Origin of the sequence: Nonomuraea turkmeniaca (assembly GCF_005889735.1) — a bacterium.
GTDB classification, from domain to species: domain Bacteria; phylum Actinomycetota; class Actinomycetes; order Streptosporangiales; family Streptosporangiaceae; genus Nonomuraea; species Nonomuraea turkmeniaca.
Map to the genome: position 1 here is coordinate 1 of NZ_VCKY01000255.1, position 14,897 is coordinate 14,897.

At 69.1% G+C, this 14,897-nt stretch carries 16 protein-coding genes and 1 pseudogene; 2 read left to right on the forward strand and 15 right to left on the reverse strand.

What is annotated here, in order from left to right; translation table 11 throughout:
• The 14 genes from ETD86_RS45115 to ETD86_RS45180 form a co-directional block, all read right to left on the reverse strand.
• Positions 1-2,616 (reverse strand): PQQ-dependent sugar dehydrogenase (locus tag ETD86_RS45115; protein WP_211370715.1); only part of this gene is annotated, 2,616 nt, incomplete at its 3' end.
• Between the two features lie 68 nt (positions 2,617-2,684).
• Positions 2,685-3,800, reverse strand: coding sequence for a hypothetical protein (locus tag ETD86_RS45120; RefSeq protein ID WP_138672777.1), 1,116 nt, complete (start codon positions 3,798-3,800; stop codon positions 2,685-2,687).
• Complete coding sequence (locus tag ETD86_RS45125) at positions 3,797-4,576, reverse strand: WecB/TagA/CpsF family glycosyltransferase (protein WP_138672778.1); 780 nt, start codon at positions 4,574-4,576, stop codon at positions 3,797-3,799. Before ETD86_RS45125 ends, ETD86_RS45120 begins: the two co-directional genes overlap by 4 nt.
• A 51-nt stretch (positions 4,577-4,627) precedes the next feature.
• Positions 4,628-5,563, reverse strand: coding sequence for an endonuclease/exonuclease/phosphatase family protein (locus ETD86_RS45130; protein WP_138672779.1), 936 nt, complete (start codon positions 5,561-5,563; stop codon positions 4,628-4,630).
• 8 nt (positions 5,564-5,571) lie between these two features.
• A complete protein-coding gene (rfbD, locus tag ETD86_RS45135; protein ID WP_138672780.1) occupies positions 5,572-6,423 on the reverse strand; it encodes a dTDP-4-dehydrorhamnose reductase in 852 nt (283 codons plus the stop codon).
• A 25-nt stretch (positions 6,424-6,448) separates the two neighbouring features.
• The gene (rfbB, locus tag ETD86_RS45140) at positions 6,449-7,375 is read right to left on the reverse strand and encodes a dTDP-glucose 4,6-dehydratase (RefSeq protein WP_138672781.1); all 927 of its coding nucleotides are present in this window, start codon (positions 7,373-7,375) and stop codon (positions 6,449-6,451) included.
• Positions 7,372-8,439, reverse strand: coding sequence for a glucose-1-phosphate thymidylyltransferase (locus ETD86_RS45145; RefSeq protein WP_138672782.1), 1,068 nt, complete (start codon positions 8,437-8,439; stop codon positions 7,372-7,374). Before ETD86_RS45145 ends, rfbB begins: the two co-directional genes overlap by 4 nt.
• Positions 8,440-8,441: 2 nt before the next feature.
• On the reverse strand, positions 8,442-9,896 hold the full coding sequence (locus ETD86_RS45150) for a sugar transferase (RefSeq protein ID WP_138672783.1): 1,455 nt from the start codon (positions 9,894-9,896) through the stop codon (positions 8,442-8,444).
• Between the two features lie 267 nt (positions 9,897-10,163).
• The gene (locus ETD86_RS45155) at positions 10,164-10,514 is read right to left on the reverse strand and encodes a hypothetical protein (protein WP_138672784.1); all 351 of its coding nucleotides are present in this window, start codon (positions 10,512-10,514) and stop codon (positions 10,164-10,166) included.
• A 47-nt stretch (positions 10,515-10,561) separates the two neighbouring features.
• Positions 10,562-11,206 carry a GntR family transcriptional regulator gene (locus ETD86_RS45160; RefSeq protein ID WP_138672785.1) on the reverse strand — a complete coding sequence of 215 codons (645 nt, stop codon included), beginning with the start codon at positions 11,204-11,206 and terminating at the stop codon, positions 10,562-10,564.
• Complete coding sequence (locus tag ETD86_RS45165) at positions 11,203-12,069, reverse strand: DMT family transporter (protein ID WP_138672786.1); 867 nt, start codon at positions 12,067-12,069, stop codon at positions 11,203-11,205. The genes ETD86_RS45160 and ETD86_RS45165 overlap by 4 nt, the downstream gene beginning before the upstream one ends.
• A gap of 19 nt (positions 12,070-12,088) precedes the next feature.
• Positions 12,089-12,466 (reverse strand): hypothetical protein, encoded by a 378-nt coding sequence (locus tag ETD86_RS45170; RefSeq protein ID WP_138672787.1) that lies wholly within the window; start codon positions 12,464-12,466, stop codon positions 12,089-12,091.
• Between the two features lie 22 nt (positions 12,467-12,488).
• Positions 12,489-12,971: a GNAT family N-acetyltransferase gene (locus tag ETD86_RS45175; protein ID WP_138672788.1), complete on the reverse strand. Its 483-nt coding sequence runs from the start codon at positions 12,969-12,971 to the stop codon at positions 12,489-12,491.
• 20 nt (positions 12,972-12,991) lie between these two features.
• Entirely contained in the window at positions 12,992-13,333 is a 342-nt protein-coding gene (locus ETD86_RS45180) for an MmcQ/YjbR family DNA-binding protein (protein WP_425465698.1), read from the reverse strand.
• Positions 13,334-13,410: 77 nt separating this feature from the next.
• On the opposite strand from ETD86_RS45180, the gene ETD86_RS45185 reads away from it, so the two are divergent.
• Positions 13,411-13,860, forward strand: coding sequence for a DUF4166 domain-containing protein (locus ETD86_RS45185; protein ID WP_170223612.1), 450 nt, complete (start codon positions 13,411-13,413; stop codon positions 13,858-13,860).
• On the opposite strand, the gene ETD86_RS45190 is transcribed toward ETD86_RS45185, so the two are convergent.
• Positions 13,851-14,270 carry a VOC family protein gene (locus tag ETD86_RS45190; protein WP_138672791.1) on the reverse strand — a complete coding sequence of 140 codons (420 nt, stop codon included), beginning with the start codon at positions 14,268-14,270 and terminating at the stop codon, positions 13,851-13,853. The two genes, ETD86_RS45185 and ETD86_RS45190, sit on opposite strands and share 10 nt — an antisense overlap.
• Before the next feature lie 229 nt (positions 14,271-14,499).
• On the opposite strand from ETD86_RS45190, the pseudogene ETD86_RS45195 reads away from it, so the two are divergent.
• Positions 14,500-14,897: pseudogene (locus ETD86_RS45195) on the forward strand (hypothetical protein); the annotation flags it as partial.

Below are 14,897 nucleotides of genomic sequence, written 5' to 3' on the forward strand. Positions count from 1 at the left end.
CTGCGCGTTCGCCCCCGAAGAGGTGAAGATGAACGCCCCAGGACCACTGCCACCACTCCCCATGAGCGCATAGGCCAGATCCGCGCCGAACTCCTTCATCAACACCGTCCGCCACCCCGACACGCTGACCGGCCGGACCCACGCCTCCAACGTCATCCCGCTCGTCAACCGCAACGAGCTCGAATCGGCCACCGTCACCCAACTCGACGTGCCATTGAACGACAACGCCTGACCGTACTTGCCGGTGACGGTCCACGAAGTGTTCGCGGCCGTGCCGTTGTTGCCCTTGCCCGAGGCGTCGGCGACGGTCGTGCCGGCGCCCGCGTCCATCGCGTAGGCGGCCACCAGGCCGTCCGGCACCTGTGACTGCTGGTAGGTCGCGGTGTAGGTCGTCGCGGTGGCCGGCGCGGTGACGTTGTGGGTGGCCGCGCCGCCGTCGGACCAGGAAGTGAGCGTATAGCTGAAACCGTCGGCACTCTGCGGTGAGGTCGCGGAGACCGAGTTGTGGGAGCCCACGATCACCGTCCGGGTGAAGGGCGCGATGGTCTGCTCACCGTTGAAGCCGAGCTGCAGGCCGGGGGGCGTGGTCTGGAAGGTCAGGTTCACCGTCTTCGGCTGGAGTGTCACGCTCTTGGTGTCGGTCAGGCCGTGCGCGTCGGTCACGGTCAGCCTGAGCTCCAGGTGAGCGGGATATTCGTGGTCCGGAGGGGCGAAGGAGCCGCTCGCGCCGGTGAACGTGGTGATCTCGTGCTCGTGGCAGGTGCTGGGACAGTGATGCATGATCAGCTTCCACGACATCCGCGACCCTGGAACCGTGCCGTCCTGGGCGTCCGTGCCGGTGCCGGAGAACACGATCGTGTCCCCGACCGCCCAGGTGAGCGAGGACGACGGGGAGTTGATGGCCGCGGTCGGCGGCGTGTTGCTCACGTTGATCGTGACGGTGGCGTCTCCCTGGCCGCCACGCCCGTCGTCGGCTCGCAGTTTCACCACGTAGGAACCCGGCTGTGTGTACGTGAGCGACGGGGTGGCCGAGGTGGAGTCGTCGAAGTCGCCGTCGCCGTCCAGGTCCCAGCGGAAGGTGAGCGGGTCGCCGTCGGAGTCCGAGGATCCGGCGGAGGTGAAGCTCACCGCGAGCGGCGCGTCGCCCGACGTGGCGCTCGCGGTGATGACGGCCGCCGGCGGGGTGTTGTTGTAGATGTAGCGGATGATCTGCCCGTTGGCGTAGTCGACCGCGAAGAGGTCTCCGCCGGGGCCGGTCTGCACCTCCACGGTGGGGATGCCCGAGTCGAACGTGGTGATGGTCGCCGGGTCGGGCAGGCCGTTGGCGCCCTTGGTCATGACCCAGACGCACGATCGGCTGTAGTCGGAGAAGAACATCGCGCCGTCGTAGGCGTCGGGGTAGGAGCCGCCGTTGTAGAAGGCCACGCCGCTGGAGGAGGATCCGCCGGACGGGCACGGGTCGTTCGGCGCGGGCCTGGAACCGTGGTTCCAGGCGAAGTACGGCTGCGTGTGGGCCCCCGCCCCCGCCGCGTACAGGTTCTCGCAGAGGGTCAGGTTGAGGTTGTCATATCCTCCCTGCCTGGCGGAGCCCTCGTAGCAGGGCCAGCCGAGGTTGGCCACCGGCCCCGTGGGGTCGGCGATCCTGTTGATCTCTTCCCACGTGTTCCAGCCGACCTCGCCGGCCCAGACCTCGCTGGTGCCCGGCCGGATGGCGATGCGGAACGGGTTGCGCTGGCCGTAGGCGATGATCCTGGCTACGTTGGCATCGCTGCTGCCGGCGTTCGGGTTGCCGGGAGCGGCCGCGCCGGTGTCCGGGTCGATCCTGATGAGGGTGCCGTTGAGTGCTGCGGGGTCACCACTGGTGCGTAAGTCCTGCGAGCGCAGCGCGCCGCCCTCGGCGGCCGGTGGGGTGAGCGCCGTGCCGACCGGTGACGGCGGGTCGCCGCAGGGGTTGTCCGGGGTGATGTCCGAGCTGGTCAGGTTGTCCTGGCCGTAGTCGGCGAAGTTGAAGCTGGCGCCGTCGCCGCCGCTGGCGTAGAGCATGCCGTCGGGGCCGAACTTGAGGTCGCCGACGGAGTGGCTGGGATGCTGCTGGCACCAGTCGGTGATCAGCGGGGTCTCGACGACCGAGCTGCCCGAGGGCGCCAGTGCGGACAAGCGCCCGGTGATGAGGCAGCCGTCACCGGTGGCGCCGGGCGGAGTCGGGCAGGGGTCACCGCTCACGCCCGCCGTCCCCCAGCGTGGCGCGGTGCCGCCGGGCACCGCGTCGTAGGCGTACAGGACGTAGATGCGGGGGTCGGCCGGGAAGTCGGGGTGCAGGGCCATGCCGAGGAGCCCGCGGTCCCAGAAGTTGTGCACCTGCGTGCGCAGGTCAGCGTAGATCGTCGGCGTGGGGTCGGTGATGGAGTCGAAGACCTTGATCAGGCCGCTCTTCTCGGCGACGAACACCCGGCCGTCCGAGGCGAACTCGATGTTGGTCGGGTTGGTCAGTCCGCTGAAGACGACCTGTTTCTGAAAGCTGCCCGGCAGTGCCTGCGCGGCTGATGGCGCGAGGAGCGCCAGGCCGGTGGTGAGCAGCAAGACGGACAGGAGCGCATGGCGAAGCCGCCTCAACACGAGAACCCCCTTGAGCCGATACTCCCCCGAGCCCTGAACTCGATCTATCGCACTGAATCAGGCAGATGTCACGAGGCCTGTCCACATGTGGCCAGCCACGCGTACAGCAGCCACCCCAGCTCGTACGGCCGGCACTCCCGGTCAACGGCGACCGGCGGATAGACCCGGTCCAGCACGCCGAGGCGCATCCGCCGATGCACTCCCGTCGCCGCCGCCCGCAGGCCGCGCACCAGTTTGCGCGGATCCGCACGAGCTTCCTTGCGCCAGGTCAGGGCGAGCTCATCGAGCACGAAGGCGGGCCGCTCGATCATCCAGTCGAGCCCCTTGGAGATCTCCGCCACATAGGCGGTGCCCCCCGCGTCGGCCAGATCCAGCAGCGCCATCGGCCCCATCGACAGCTGATGAACGCTGTAGACCGGATACCCCTCGACCACCGACCCGGTGCGAGAGTCGTAATGCCACCACCACTCCCCCTGCGGGCCCTGGGCCTGGCAGATCCCGCGCGCCACCTGCTCGGCCGCACGCAACGCCGCGACGTCGCCGGTGGCGGCGTGCAGCCTGGCCAGCGCCTGCAGCGGGTAGACCTGGTCGGCGAAGCAGCCCACGTGAGCGCGGTACCGGGGGACCAGCGACCCCTTACCGAGCGCGTGCGGATAGAGCCGGTTGCCCGCCAGCCCGCCGAGCAGCCGCTCACGGGCCTGCTCGACCCGGCCGTCGGTCACGCCGGCCGCGACCAGGGCGGCCAGCGCCCACGCCGCTTCGACGGTGTAGGTCTGGGGGCCCGTGTCCAGCTCCGCGAGGCGGCTCAGCGCCAGGTCGACATCGGCGTGCCCGGTCTCTGCCGCCGCCCAGCAGATCAGCGCGGCATCGCCGGTCCCCGTCACCTCCGGCAGCCGTTTGACGAGGTTGCCCACCAGGTCGAGGACGCTGTCACCGGCCAGTGCCGCCCGCTGCCGCTCCTCCTCCAGGGTCGCCACGCCGAGCGCGACGATCGCCGAGTAGCGGACGCTGCGCCCTTCCGGCGCCGCCGTCCACGTCCCGTCGGCTTCCTGGCGGCCGCGGCGGGTGAACACGAACTCGCCGTCGGCGTATCCCGGCGGCAGCCCGCGCACCGCCAGGTCCACCATGCCCGTCACGAAGTCCTGATGTCCGGAGCTCAGCAGAGCGATCCGGTGATCGGTCACGTCGTCTCCTCGATCCTGCGTTTGACACCGGCCCACTCCCGGATCACCAGGAGCAGGAATCTGCCGTTGGTCCGCACGTAGCGCGGCCCGAGCCGCAACGGCTCCTGCAGCAAGCGGTAGAGCCATTCCAGGCCCAGGCGCTGCCAGCGCAGCGGCGCCCTGCGGGTGCGCCCGGCGAGCACGTCGAACGAGCCGCCCACGCCATGGATGATCCGCGCCTGGGTCCGCTCTCCCCACTCCCGGATGAAGATCTCCTTCTTCGGCGAGGTGATGCCCAGGAACAACAGGTCGGCCCCGGATGCGGCGACGTCGGCGGCGACGTCGGCCGACTCCTCCACCGGGAAATAGCCGTCACGCGAACCGGCGATGCCCAATCCGGGATAGCGCAGCCGTACCTCTGCCAGCACCCGGGACAGCACCTCATCGGTCGCGCCGAGGAAATAGGCGCGATAGCCGCGCCGGTCTCCCTCGGCCATCAGCTCGGTGAACAAGTCGATGCCCGCCACCCGCTCGGGAAGCCGGTGACCGAGCATCCGAGCGGCCCAGACCACCGCCTGCCCGTCGGCCAGCACGAGATCGCTGTCGAGGACCGACTGCCGCAACGCGGCGTCCGTGCGCATGTTGACGACCTTGGCGGCGTTCACCACGCCGATGGTGAGCCGCCCCTTCTCCGAAATCGCCGCCACACACTGAGCGATCACCTGGCTCATGGTGAGAGCGTCCAGCGCGGTGCCGAATAACGTTTTCCTGGAAGCCTGCTCCGGCAACCTCGTCATCCATCCCCCTGGTGTCCATGACATATCGGTCCCGGCTCCAGAAACGTGACATCACGGGAGGACCAGCTCGGTGAGCGTCCCGCGGTGGTCCGTCCGAGGCAGCCTCAGGGTCTGGAAGCCACGGATCGCGATACGGCGATCGGCCAGCACATGGTCGATGGCCACCTTCGGGAACAGCCGCGGCTGCTCGTAATAGGGCCAGGTCATGGACAGCCCCTTTCCGGTGACGTCGGCGGCGTCCCGATAGCCGGTGGCGATCAGGTCACGCAGCACCGCGTGGTCGAGGGTGGAGTTGAAATCTCCGGCCAGCACCCGCAGGCGCCCTCCAGCGGAGGGCAGTGCCCGGATGCTCGACGCCCAGCACGCCGTACGCCAGCCCTCGGAGGGTGCGCACGCATGGACCGCGACGAACTCCGCCTCCCGCCCGCCCGGCAGACTGACGACGGCGGGAAGGTGGCGAGGACTCCCCTTGAAGGCGGGCGCCGCGATCGGCACGTCCGCGGGCCGCAGCGGGTAGCGCGAGTAGATCGCCGCGCCCTCGGACTCCGTCCCCGGCAAGACGATCCTGTACGGCAGCAGCCTCGCCAGCCCGAGCTCCTCCACCCGCTCCCGCATCAGGTTGGTGAACTCCAGCAGGTGCAGCACGTCCGGCCGGTCGCGCTCGACCGCGTCGACCAGGACAGACGGCAGCACGGAGGAGTGCAACAGGTTGACGGCCATCACGCGCAGCACCGGGCCTTCGGCGGGCGGGTTGCCCTCCGGCACGGCACGCGGCAGGACGGTCACCGCGAAGGCGCCGGTCACGATCAGCGCGGCCACCAGCAGCGGCCCGGCACGCAGGAAGGCCGCGAAACCCAGCGGCACCAGCGAGAGGGCAGCCGCATAGGGCGTGAAGGACACCAGCTGCGACCAGAAGAACTTCGGCTCCCACCCGCTCAGGCGCAGGCCCGCCCACCCGGCGAGGGCTGCCACCAAGAGCCACAACACCGTGTCTCCTAGGCGACGCTGCACTGGCGCCCACGCATCAGCACCGGCCAGGCCGCGCGCAGCGCCTGGTGCCAGTGCCGGATCGGCTCCCCCCGCGTGTGCGCGAGCACACTGTTGGCCGGGCGCCTGGCCGGCCGCGGAAAGGACGCGGAGGTCACGGGGCGCACCCGCTCAGGATCGAGGTCCAGCAGTGTGAAGATCTCCCTGGCCAGCCCGCACCACGTCGTCTCGCCGGCGCTCGTGCCGTGATAGACGTCCGGCGGCAGGTCGGACTGCCCCAGGCGGACCAGGTAGTCGGCCAGGTCGGCCGTCCACGTCGGCTGGCCGTGCTGGTCGTCGACCACCTCGACGGTCTCGCGCTCGGCGGCCAGCCTGATCATGGTCGTCACGAAGTTCCGTCCCGCGGAACCGTAGAGCCAGGCGGTGCGCACCACATAATGCCCGTGCTCCAGTGCCGCCAGCTCCCCGGCGAGTTTCGTCCGGCCGTACGCGTTCACCGGCGCGGGCGGCGAATCCTCCCGGTACGGCACGCCGCTGGTCCCATCGAAGACGTAGTCGGTGGACACGTGCAGGAGCCGTGCTCCGCTCCGCGAGCAGGTCTCGGCCAGCCAGCCCACCGCGTGCCCGTTGATCGCCAGCGCCTCGTCCTCGTGCGTCTCCGCGTCGTCGACCGCCGTCCAGCCGGCACAGTTGATCACCACTCTGGGTCGGTAGGCGGAAACGAAGTCGCGTACCGCACGCTTGTCGGACAGGTCGAGCTCCGACCGGCCGAGCGCGAGCACCGGCTCCCCGGTCAGCGCCGCCCTGTCGAGGACGTCGGCGGCCAGCATGCCGGCGCCGCCCGTGATGAGCCACCTCATAACGCCTCCCGGCGCGACCACCCGATCACGCGGCCCACCAGTCCCGGTGCTCGGCATACCAGCGGACCGTGCCCTTCAGCCCCTGCTCGAACGGGATCTCGGGACGGTAGCCGAGCGCCCGCAGCTTGGAGTCGTCCAGCGAGTACCTGCGGTCGTGGCCCTTGCGGTCCTCCACGTACTCGACCGCGTCCCAGTCCCTGCCACAGGCTTCGAGCAGGCGGCCGGTCAACTCCTTGTTGGTCAGCTCGGCCGTGCCCGCGATGTTGTAGACCTCGCCAGGCTCGCCCTTCTCGGCGACCAGCCGGATGCCGGCGCAGTGGTCCTCGACGTGGATCCAGTCGCGGATGTTGCCGCCGTCGCCGTACAGGGGGACCTTCCGGCCGCGCAGCAGGTTCGTGACGAACAGCGGGATGAGTTTCTCCGGGTACTGTCTCGGGCCGTAGTTGTTGCCGCACCTGGTGATCGAGACGTTCAGGCCATAGGTGATCGCATAGGCGCGGGCGATCAGGTCGCCACCGGCCTTCGACGCCGCGTACGGCGAACGTGGCTGCAGCGGCGCGGCCTCGTCCCACGAGCCGATGTCGATCGAGCCGTACACCTCGTCGGTCGACACCTGAACCACCTTCGGGACCTGCGCCTCCAGGCACGCCTGCAACAGCGTCTGGGTGCCGAGCACATTCGTGCGCATGAACTCGGCGGCGCCCTCGATCGACCGGTCGACGTGCGACTCGGCCGCGAAGTTCACCACCAGGTCGTGGCCGGGCACGACCCGGCCGAGCAACTCGGCGTCGCAGATGTCCCCGTGCACGAACTCGTGCCGCACCCCCTCGAGGTTGGCCTGGTTGCCGGCATATGTCAGCTTGTCCAGCACCGTGACGTACATATCGTGCAAATTGCGGACGAAGTGGGAGCCGATGAAGCCCGCACCGCCCGTCACCAGAATCCGTGTCATGAACTGATCTGTACCTTGCTGTGATCGCCCAAGACGAGACGATGGGCTTTGGGGGTGTTGGGCGCCGGGGTGACCTCGACGTCGTGGCCGATCAGCGACGACTCGATGCGGCCGACCCCGGCGATGGAAGCCCTGGGTAACACGATCGAGTACTCGATCTCGCTGCCCGTGACGGAGCAGCCGGCGCCGATGGAGGTGAAGGGGCCGACGTAGCTGTCACGGATCCGCGCGCCCCGGCCGACGATCACCGGGCCGACGATCCTGGACCGCTCGACCAAGGCCCCCTTCTCCACGACCACCCGGCCCACCAGCTCGCTGGCCTCGTCCACCTGCCCCCGTACCCTGGGCTCGATCGACTCCAGGACCAGCCGGTTGACCTCCAGCATGTCGGTGACGTTGCCCGTGTCCTTCCAGTAGCCGGAGATCACCGACGACTCGACGTGCAACCCCGCCTCGATCAGCCATTGGATCGCGTCGGTGATCTCCAGTTCGCCGCGCCACGACGGCTTGAGCTCCGCCACCGCCGCGTGGATGGCCGGGCTGAACAGGTAGACGCCGACCAGCGCCAGGTCGCTCTTGGGCTGCGCGGGCTTCTCCTCCAGGCCGACGACCCGGCCCTTGGCATCGAGTTCGGCGACCCCGAACTGGCGAGGATCGCCGACCCTGGTGAGCATGATCTGCGCGGCGGGCCGCTCGCGGGCGAACCTGTCCACCAGGCCGGTGATCCCACCCACGATGAAGTTGTCGCCGAGATACATGACGAAGTCCTCGTCGCCCAGGAACTCGCGGGCGATCAGCACCCCGTGCGCCAGCCCGAGCGGCGCCTCCTGCCGCAGGTAGGTGACCTGCAGCCCGAACGCCGAGCCATCTCCCACGGCCGCCTCGATCTCCGCCTGCGTGTCGCCGACCACCAGGCCGAGCTCCCGGATCCCGGCCGCCGCGATCGCCTCGAGGCCATAGAACAGGACCGGCTTGTTCGCGACCGGGACCAGTTGCTTGGCCGAGGTGTGCGTGATGGGCCGGAGCCGTGTGCCCGATCCCCCGGCGAGCACGAGTGCTTTCACCGTTAATAAGCCCCTTCTCCACGGGTGACGACGGACCAGGTCTTCCAGAGGATCTGCAGGTCGAGGATGAGCGACCAGTTCTCCACGTACCGCAGGTCGAGGCGTACGGACTCCTCCCACGTCAGGTCGGAGCGGCCGCTGACCTGCCAGAGCCCGGTCATTCCCGGCTTGACCACCAGGCGGCGGCGCACGTCGGCGGCGTACTTGCCCGCCTCCTCGGGCAGCGGCGGGCGGGGGCCGACCAGGGACATCTCGCCACGGAGCACATTGAGCAGCTGGGGCAGCTCGTCCAGCGAGTATTTCCGCAGGAAAGCGCCTACTTTCGTAATTCTTGGATCGTTCCTCATCTTGAAGAGCACACCGTCGAACTCGTTCGCGTCCAGGAGTGCATCCTTGAGCTGCTCCGCATCAGCCACCATCGTACGAAATTTCACGACACGGAACTCTTTGCCGCCTTTGCCGACCCTGGTCTGGTAGAACAGCGCGGGCCCCTGGCTGGACAGGCGGATCACCAGCACGATGGCCAGCAGCGGCAGTGCCAGGAGCAGCAGTGCGGTCACCGCGACCAGCCGATCGAACACCGTCTTCACGACCTGCCTGGTGCCGTCGAACTCGGGATGCTCGACGTGCAGGAGCGGCATCCCCGCGACGGGCCTGATGCTGATCCGCGGCCCGGCCACGTCCATGAGCGCGGGGGCCACGAAGAGATCGGTACGCGCGGTCTCCAGACTCCAGGCCAGCCGGCGCAGCGCGGCCCCGTCCAGCTCCGGGCAGGCCAGCACGGCCACGGCGTCGGCCTGCTCGCGCTCGACCACCGCGGCCACGTCGCCGAAGGAGCCGAGCACGGGAATCCCGTCCAGATCGACGTCCATCGTGTTCTCCGGAAGGCAGGCTCCCACCACCTGCATTCCGTGATACGGCTGGCGTCTGAACTGCATCACCAGGCTGAGAATCGACTCCCGGTGCCCTACCGCGATCACCTGGCGCATGTAGTCGCCCACCGCCCTCCTTCGGTGGAGGCGTTTGCGCATCCGGTAGCGGTAGTAGAGCGTGGCGAGCAGTGCCAGCGGCAGCATCGCCATCACGAAACTCCGCGCGATCGCGGTTTGCGTGGCATAAGCCATGATGGCGACCGTGGCCATCAGGCCCACGCCGCCGTTGAAGACGGCCTTGAACTCCTCCGTCCCCTCGCCGTTGGCGCGCTGGCGGTACGCGCCACCCATCATGAGCGCGACGGGCCAGGCGACGACCAGGCCGAACCCGAGCATGAACTCGACCACTGGAATGAACACGCCGGCCATCAGCCGGATGCCGAGCACGCACACGCATGCCAGCAGCGCGCATATCGTGTCCCCGTATAACAGGAGCCGTAGGTACGCGCGCGTCCAGATGCTCGACGCGCGACGTGGCACGGCCTCGAGGAGCACGACAGCGGACTCCCCAGTCCCCACCCTCATAGCACCACCCTGATAACTCTGTGCACCGCGATAACTTGACGTTCCTTGAACCACATGGGTTGACAAGTCCCACGCACTAAAAGGGCGGCGGCCCCCACTAAAGAGTAAAGATCCCTTCGAGAGTGGGGAATAACGGGAAACGTCCACAATCGGACGTTTGATGGGCACGCCTAGGGCTTGACGGAATGGCCCATCTGATGCAGCGTTCCGCGGGGGAAATATGAGGTTTACGGCGCCATTTCAGCAGGTTGCCGCTCTGCGAAGCGTTTAGTCGTACTCCAGGTCCGGCAGCGCCGAAGGCGGATCTGGGCTGCGCCAGACCACCACGACACCGTCGTGCGCGGAGTCGGCGGCCAGGGCCAGCCGGTCGAGGTCGAAGTCCGGCAAGTAGCGCAGGCGGGCGAGGAAGGTGGCGTCCGTGGCCGAGCGCGGCACGACGCAGCCCTCGCCGTCACGGTCGAGCAGGATGAAGAGAACGTCTTCCCCGGATGCGGTGACGACACGGACCTCCACCACGTCCTCCCACGCGAGCGCCTCGACGCTACCGTCCGCGTAGTGACGAGTGACGCCTTCTTCCGTGACATACACATAGGAGTCCGGCATCGGATTGCCGTGCATGGCCGCGATTCTTGCGAGTTCCGGGCCTGTCCCGCAAGGGCTGGCGCTCAATGGTGCGCACGGGCGGGATCATCGGCGCCCCATGAGTGGCCGAGATGCGCCGCCACCGCCGCCCTTGCCGCGTCCTCCGGTCCGTCCGCGATCGCGTCGAGCAACTCGCGGTGCTCGCGCACCAGCACGTCCCTGTCCTGGTAGATCTCCCGCAGCCGCACCAGGCCCAGTCTGGTCTCGGCCGCGAGCACGCCGTAGAGGCGTTCGAGGCGCGGGCTGCCGACGGCCTCGATGAGCGCCTCGTGCAGCGCCATGTGCTCGGCCACGGTCTCCGACCACGGCGCGTCCAGGGGTAGTGCGGCCATCCGGTGGAGAGCGGCCTCGGCCCGGGGCGCCCGCTGCCCGGCCATGGCCTGCGCCATGAGGTCCTCGAGCGGGCGGCGCACGTACATGAGATCGTTGAGGTCCGAGATCGTCACTTCGGGGACATACGCGCTGCGGTTGCGCTCGCGCCGGAGGAGTCCCTCATGGACCAGGATCGCCAGCGCCTCGCGCACGGTCGGCCTGGCCACCCGGTACGACGCGGCGATCTCCTGCTCGGGCAGGGGGGTGCCGGGCTCGATCTCGCCGGACAGCACCCTGCTGCGCAGGGCGTCAGCCAGCGCCCCGACGGTGGAGACGGGTCTGAGGGGCAACGTCACGCCTGCGACTCTAACGCTCTTTCCCTTTCCGGTACGGCCACGGCGACCAGGCTGAGCGCGAGCAGCACCAGGCCGGCCACCGAGATCGGGGCCAGCCGCTCACCGAGCACGACCAGGCCGAGCAGCGCGGCGACGGCCGGCTCGGCGAGGGCCAGCGTGGCGGCCGTGGCCACGGGGGTGGTGCGCAGGCCCCGCCCGTACAGGAAGTAGGACAGGGCTGTGGTCCCGAGCCCGAGGTAGAGCACCGCGATCAGCCCGCGCGGCTCCCCCAGCCATCCCACACCGCCGACGAGGAGGACGGGCAGCATGATCACGGCGGCTCCGCCGAACATCACGCCCATGACCGCGTCGGACTGGCCCCCGCCCTCGATCGCCCGGGCCGCCATGACGGCGTAGAAGGCGTAGAGCAGTCCACCGAGCAACGCCAGCAGCACACCCGGCACGACCTGACCGCCTGCCTGTGCCCCGCCGCCGACGATCAGCGCCGCGCACCCGCAGATGGCCGCGGTGGTCCCGATGGTCCACCGGCCACTCGGCCGCCGACCGTGCAGGATCCAGGACAACATCCCCGTGAACACCGGCCCGCTGCCGATGGCCACCACGGTGCCGATCGCGACGCCGGTACGGCCGACGGCGGCGAAGTAACACAGCTGGTAGGCGGCCACCGCCACGGCGCCCAGCAGCAACCCGGGCCGGAACGCCTGCCTGAGGCCGGCTCCGGCGAGCAACGCGAGCGCCGTGCCCCCGATGACCAGCCGCGCGGCGGCCAGCGCCACGGAGTCGGCGGAGACGAGCAGTCCCGCCGTGCCGGCCGTGCCCCAGAGCACGGACGCGCTGACAACAGCCCATGGTCCATCCCGCATGGGAACCATTGTCTGACAATTAGACAATTTCGTCCAGTAGCTGGTCGATCAGCCGCGCCGCCGGGGCCGTCACCTCCTCCACGTAGTCGTCGAACACGGCCAAGCCGTCGCGGATGCTCGGCAGGCTCTTGCGCGGGAGCTCGAGCAGCGCGTCGCTCTCCACGGTGATCGACCCCTCGACCAGGAAGGTCGCGGGTAAGGCGGTGATGGAGACCTCGAATCGAACCTCGCGGCCGTCGGGCAGCGTGACCGTGGTGCCGATGCGGGCGCCCGCGTCAGGGAGGAAATAGGAGAAAAGCTCACTTCTCACGAAGGGATGACGTAACCCCGCGAGAATCTCCGACGCCCGGCTCAGGGCCGCCAGCAGCCCGGCCGCGGCCAGACTCTCGCTGTCCACCCAAGAAAGGGTAGATCAGCGCTCAGTCGGTTGCCAGGCGCGCGTGCCGTTCCACGTCATAACGCACGCCGTCGTAGGCCAGTTTGCCCCGTTCGATGCCCTCGGGCCGGAATCCGGCCTTGGTGGCGACCCGGCACGAGGCCTGATTGTTCGTCCGGTGGCCGAGCTCGAGCCGGTAGAGCCCGAGCTCGTCGAACGCCCATCTGGCCAGCTTCTCGGTGGCCGCCGCCGCGATCCCCCGCCCCCTGGCCTCGGGCACGACCCAGTAGGACACCCATCCGGTGTCATGCGCGTCGATCCCGGCCACCGCCACGTTGCCGACGACCCGCTCGCCGACGGTCACGGCGAAGGCGTGCCCCACCCCCTCCCAGGAGGCGATCCACCCCTGGGCGTCCTTGAGCGTCACGATCGGAAAGACGGCCTGCCGGCGCAGATCGACGGCCTGAAACGCCTGGAGGACCGCGGTCGCGTCGCTGTCACGCCATGCCCTCAGCCGTATGTCCATAGAGGTCACGCTGCCCGAGATTACCCGGGATGCACCTGTTGTCCGATCTCATGGGCGGCCTCGAAGTCGGCCACCATCTGCTTGGGCGCCGTCAGACACCACGCCTCGGCCACGAGCTCGAACAGCTCGTCGGCGTCGATCTTGTCGAGGTGCACCACCACCCAGCCGAACCGCCCGGCCGTGAACTGCACCTCGAACACCTCGGGCCGCTCGGCCACGAGCGCGATCTGCTCCTCGATCGTGGCCTTGAGCCCGACGGTCTCGGTCGCCTCCCACAGGTAGCCGAACCCCTTGTCCCGCACCTTGAGGCCGATCCACTCGCCGCCGTGGCTCATCTTGACCCCGGGCAGTTGGTCCAGCATCTCCAGGAACTCATCGACGCTCACACCCATGCCGCCCTGTGTACCAGACCCGACCGACGTTTCCGAGCGGTTGAGCGATCGCCCAATCCGTTCTCGACCCGACCGGGCGGTTCACCATCGCCGTGACCGTGTCCAACCCCTGGCTGGGCCGGATCTTCGGCTACTGGGGCAGCTTCACCGTGGAGTACGTGGACGTCGGCCAGCTCCTCGCCGGCAGCCAGACCGACGCCGAGCTCGCCCCCGCCACCACCGCGGGCCTCAACCTGTGGATCGGGGAGGTGGAGCAGGCGCTCGGGCGGGTGCCGGCCCGCTCGCCGCTGGCCGAGTTCGTGGACGTGCCCGGCCTGGCCAAGGCGGTGGCGGCGGCATTCGTCGGCTTGGAGCTGTACAAAGGCGTGGACGCCGAAGGCGCCGACCAGGCGCTGAACGCGCTCGAAGAGCTGGCCGTGCTCGTGACCGCCGTGGAGGACATGGGCCCGCTGGTCCGCCGCGCCGTGCGGACGCGGCTACGCCGCCGTCACTCGTAATAGCGGACTTCCAGCACGTTGCCGTCCGGGTCCGGAAAATAAATGGTCTCGGGGGCGATGCCCTGGGCGCCGAAGGAATTGGCCCCGGAGCCCGTGACCTCCACACCCTCCTGTTTCAGCCGGACCTGGAGCGCGTCGAAATCCTCCCTGCTGACCGCCAGGCAGAAATGGTTGATCGGGTGCCCGGCGCTGCCCTGCACCCCGGTTCCCTCGTCCACGTAAATAGCGCTTTCGTACGCCATCAGATCGAGAATGGTTTCCGGGGAGACACGGACGCTCGGGAACGGCGCCTTCCCCTCGCGGAACTCCTCGGCCCGTACCCCGGGCAGTCCGATCACCTGCTCGTAGAACCGCAGCGAAGCGAGCTGATCGGCCACCCAGCAGACGAGATGGTCGAGGCGTGCGTCCATGGAGAACCTCCTCTCCCTCCAATATCGGCTGCACAAATCCACCTGTCCACCGGTGATTGCGTCCGCCCGCCGATCGCCGCCTCCCCGAAAGGGGCGGTTAACGCTGGGTTCGCGGCAATGACCTGCGTCCCTGTTTCCCGGCCGGCCCGGCACAATGACCGGTGTGACGAAGCCACCGGCTCGGAGCGAATGCCGGGCGCCGCACACGTGTGGAAGGCTATGACGAATCATGAGCACTGCCACATACGTCGAGCCCGACGCATCCCACCCCGAAGTCCCCTTGGCCGGCGGTGACGTCACCGAAGGCGTGGTGCGCGTAGGAGACACGGTCCGGCGGCCGGTCGGCTCCAACGCTCCGCTGGTGCACGCCTTGCTCCGCCATCTGGAGCGGATCCGGTTTCCCGGCGCTCCCCGGCTCCTCGGCATTGACGCCTCCGGACGTGAGGTGCTGACGTACGTCACGGGAGAGGTCGCCGGACGCCCGCGTCCAGCCTGGCTCGCCGACGAGGCGCGGCTGGCATCGGTCGGCCGGCTCGTCCGCGCCTACGACGACGCCGCGACGAGCTTCGTCCTCCCCGAAGGCGTCCGGCCCGACTTCGGGGTGTCCGAATCCCCGGACATCCTGCC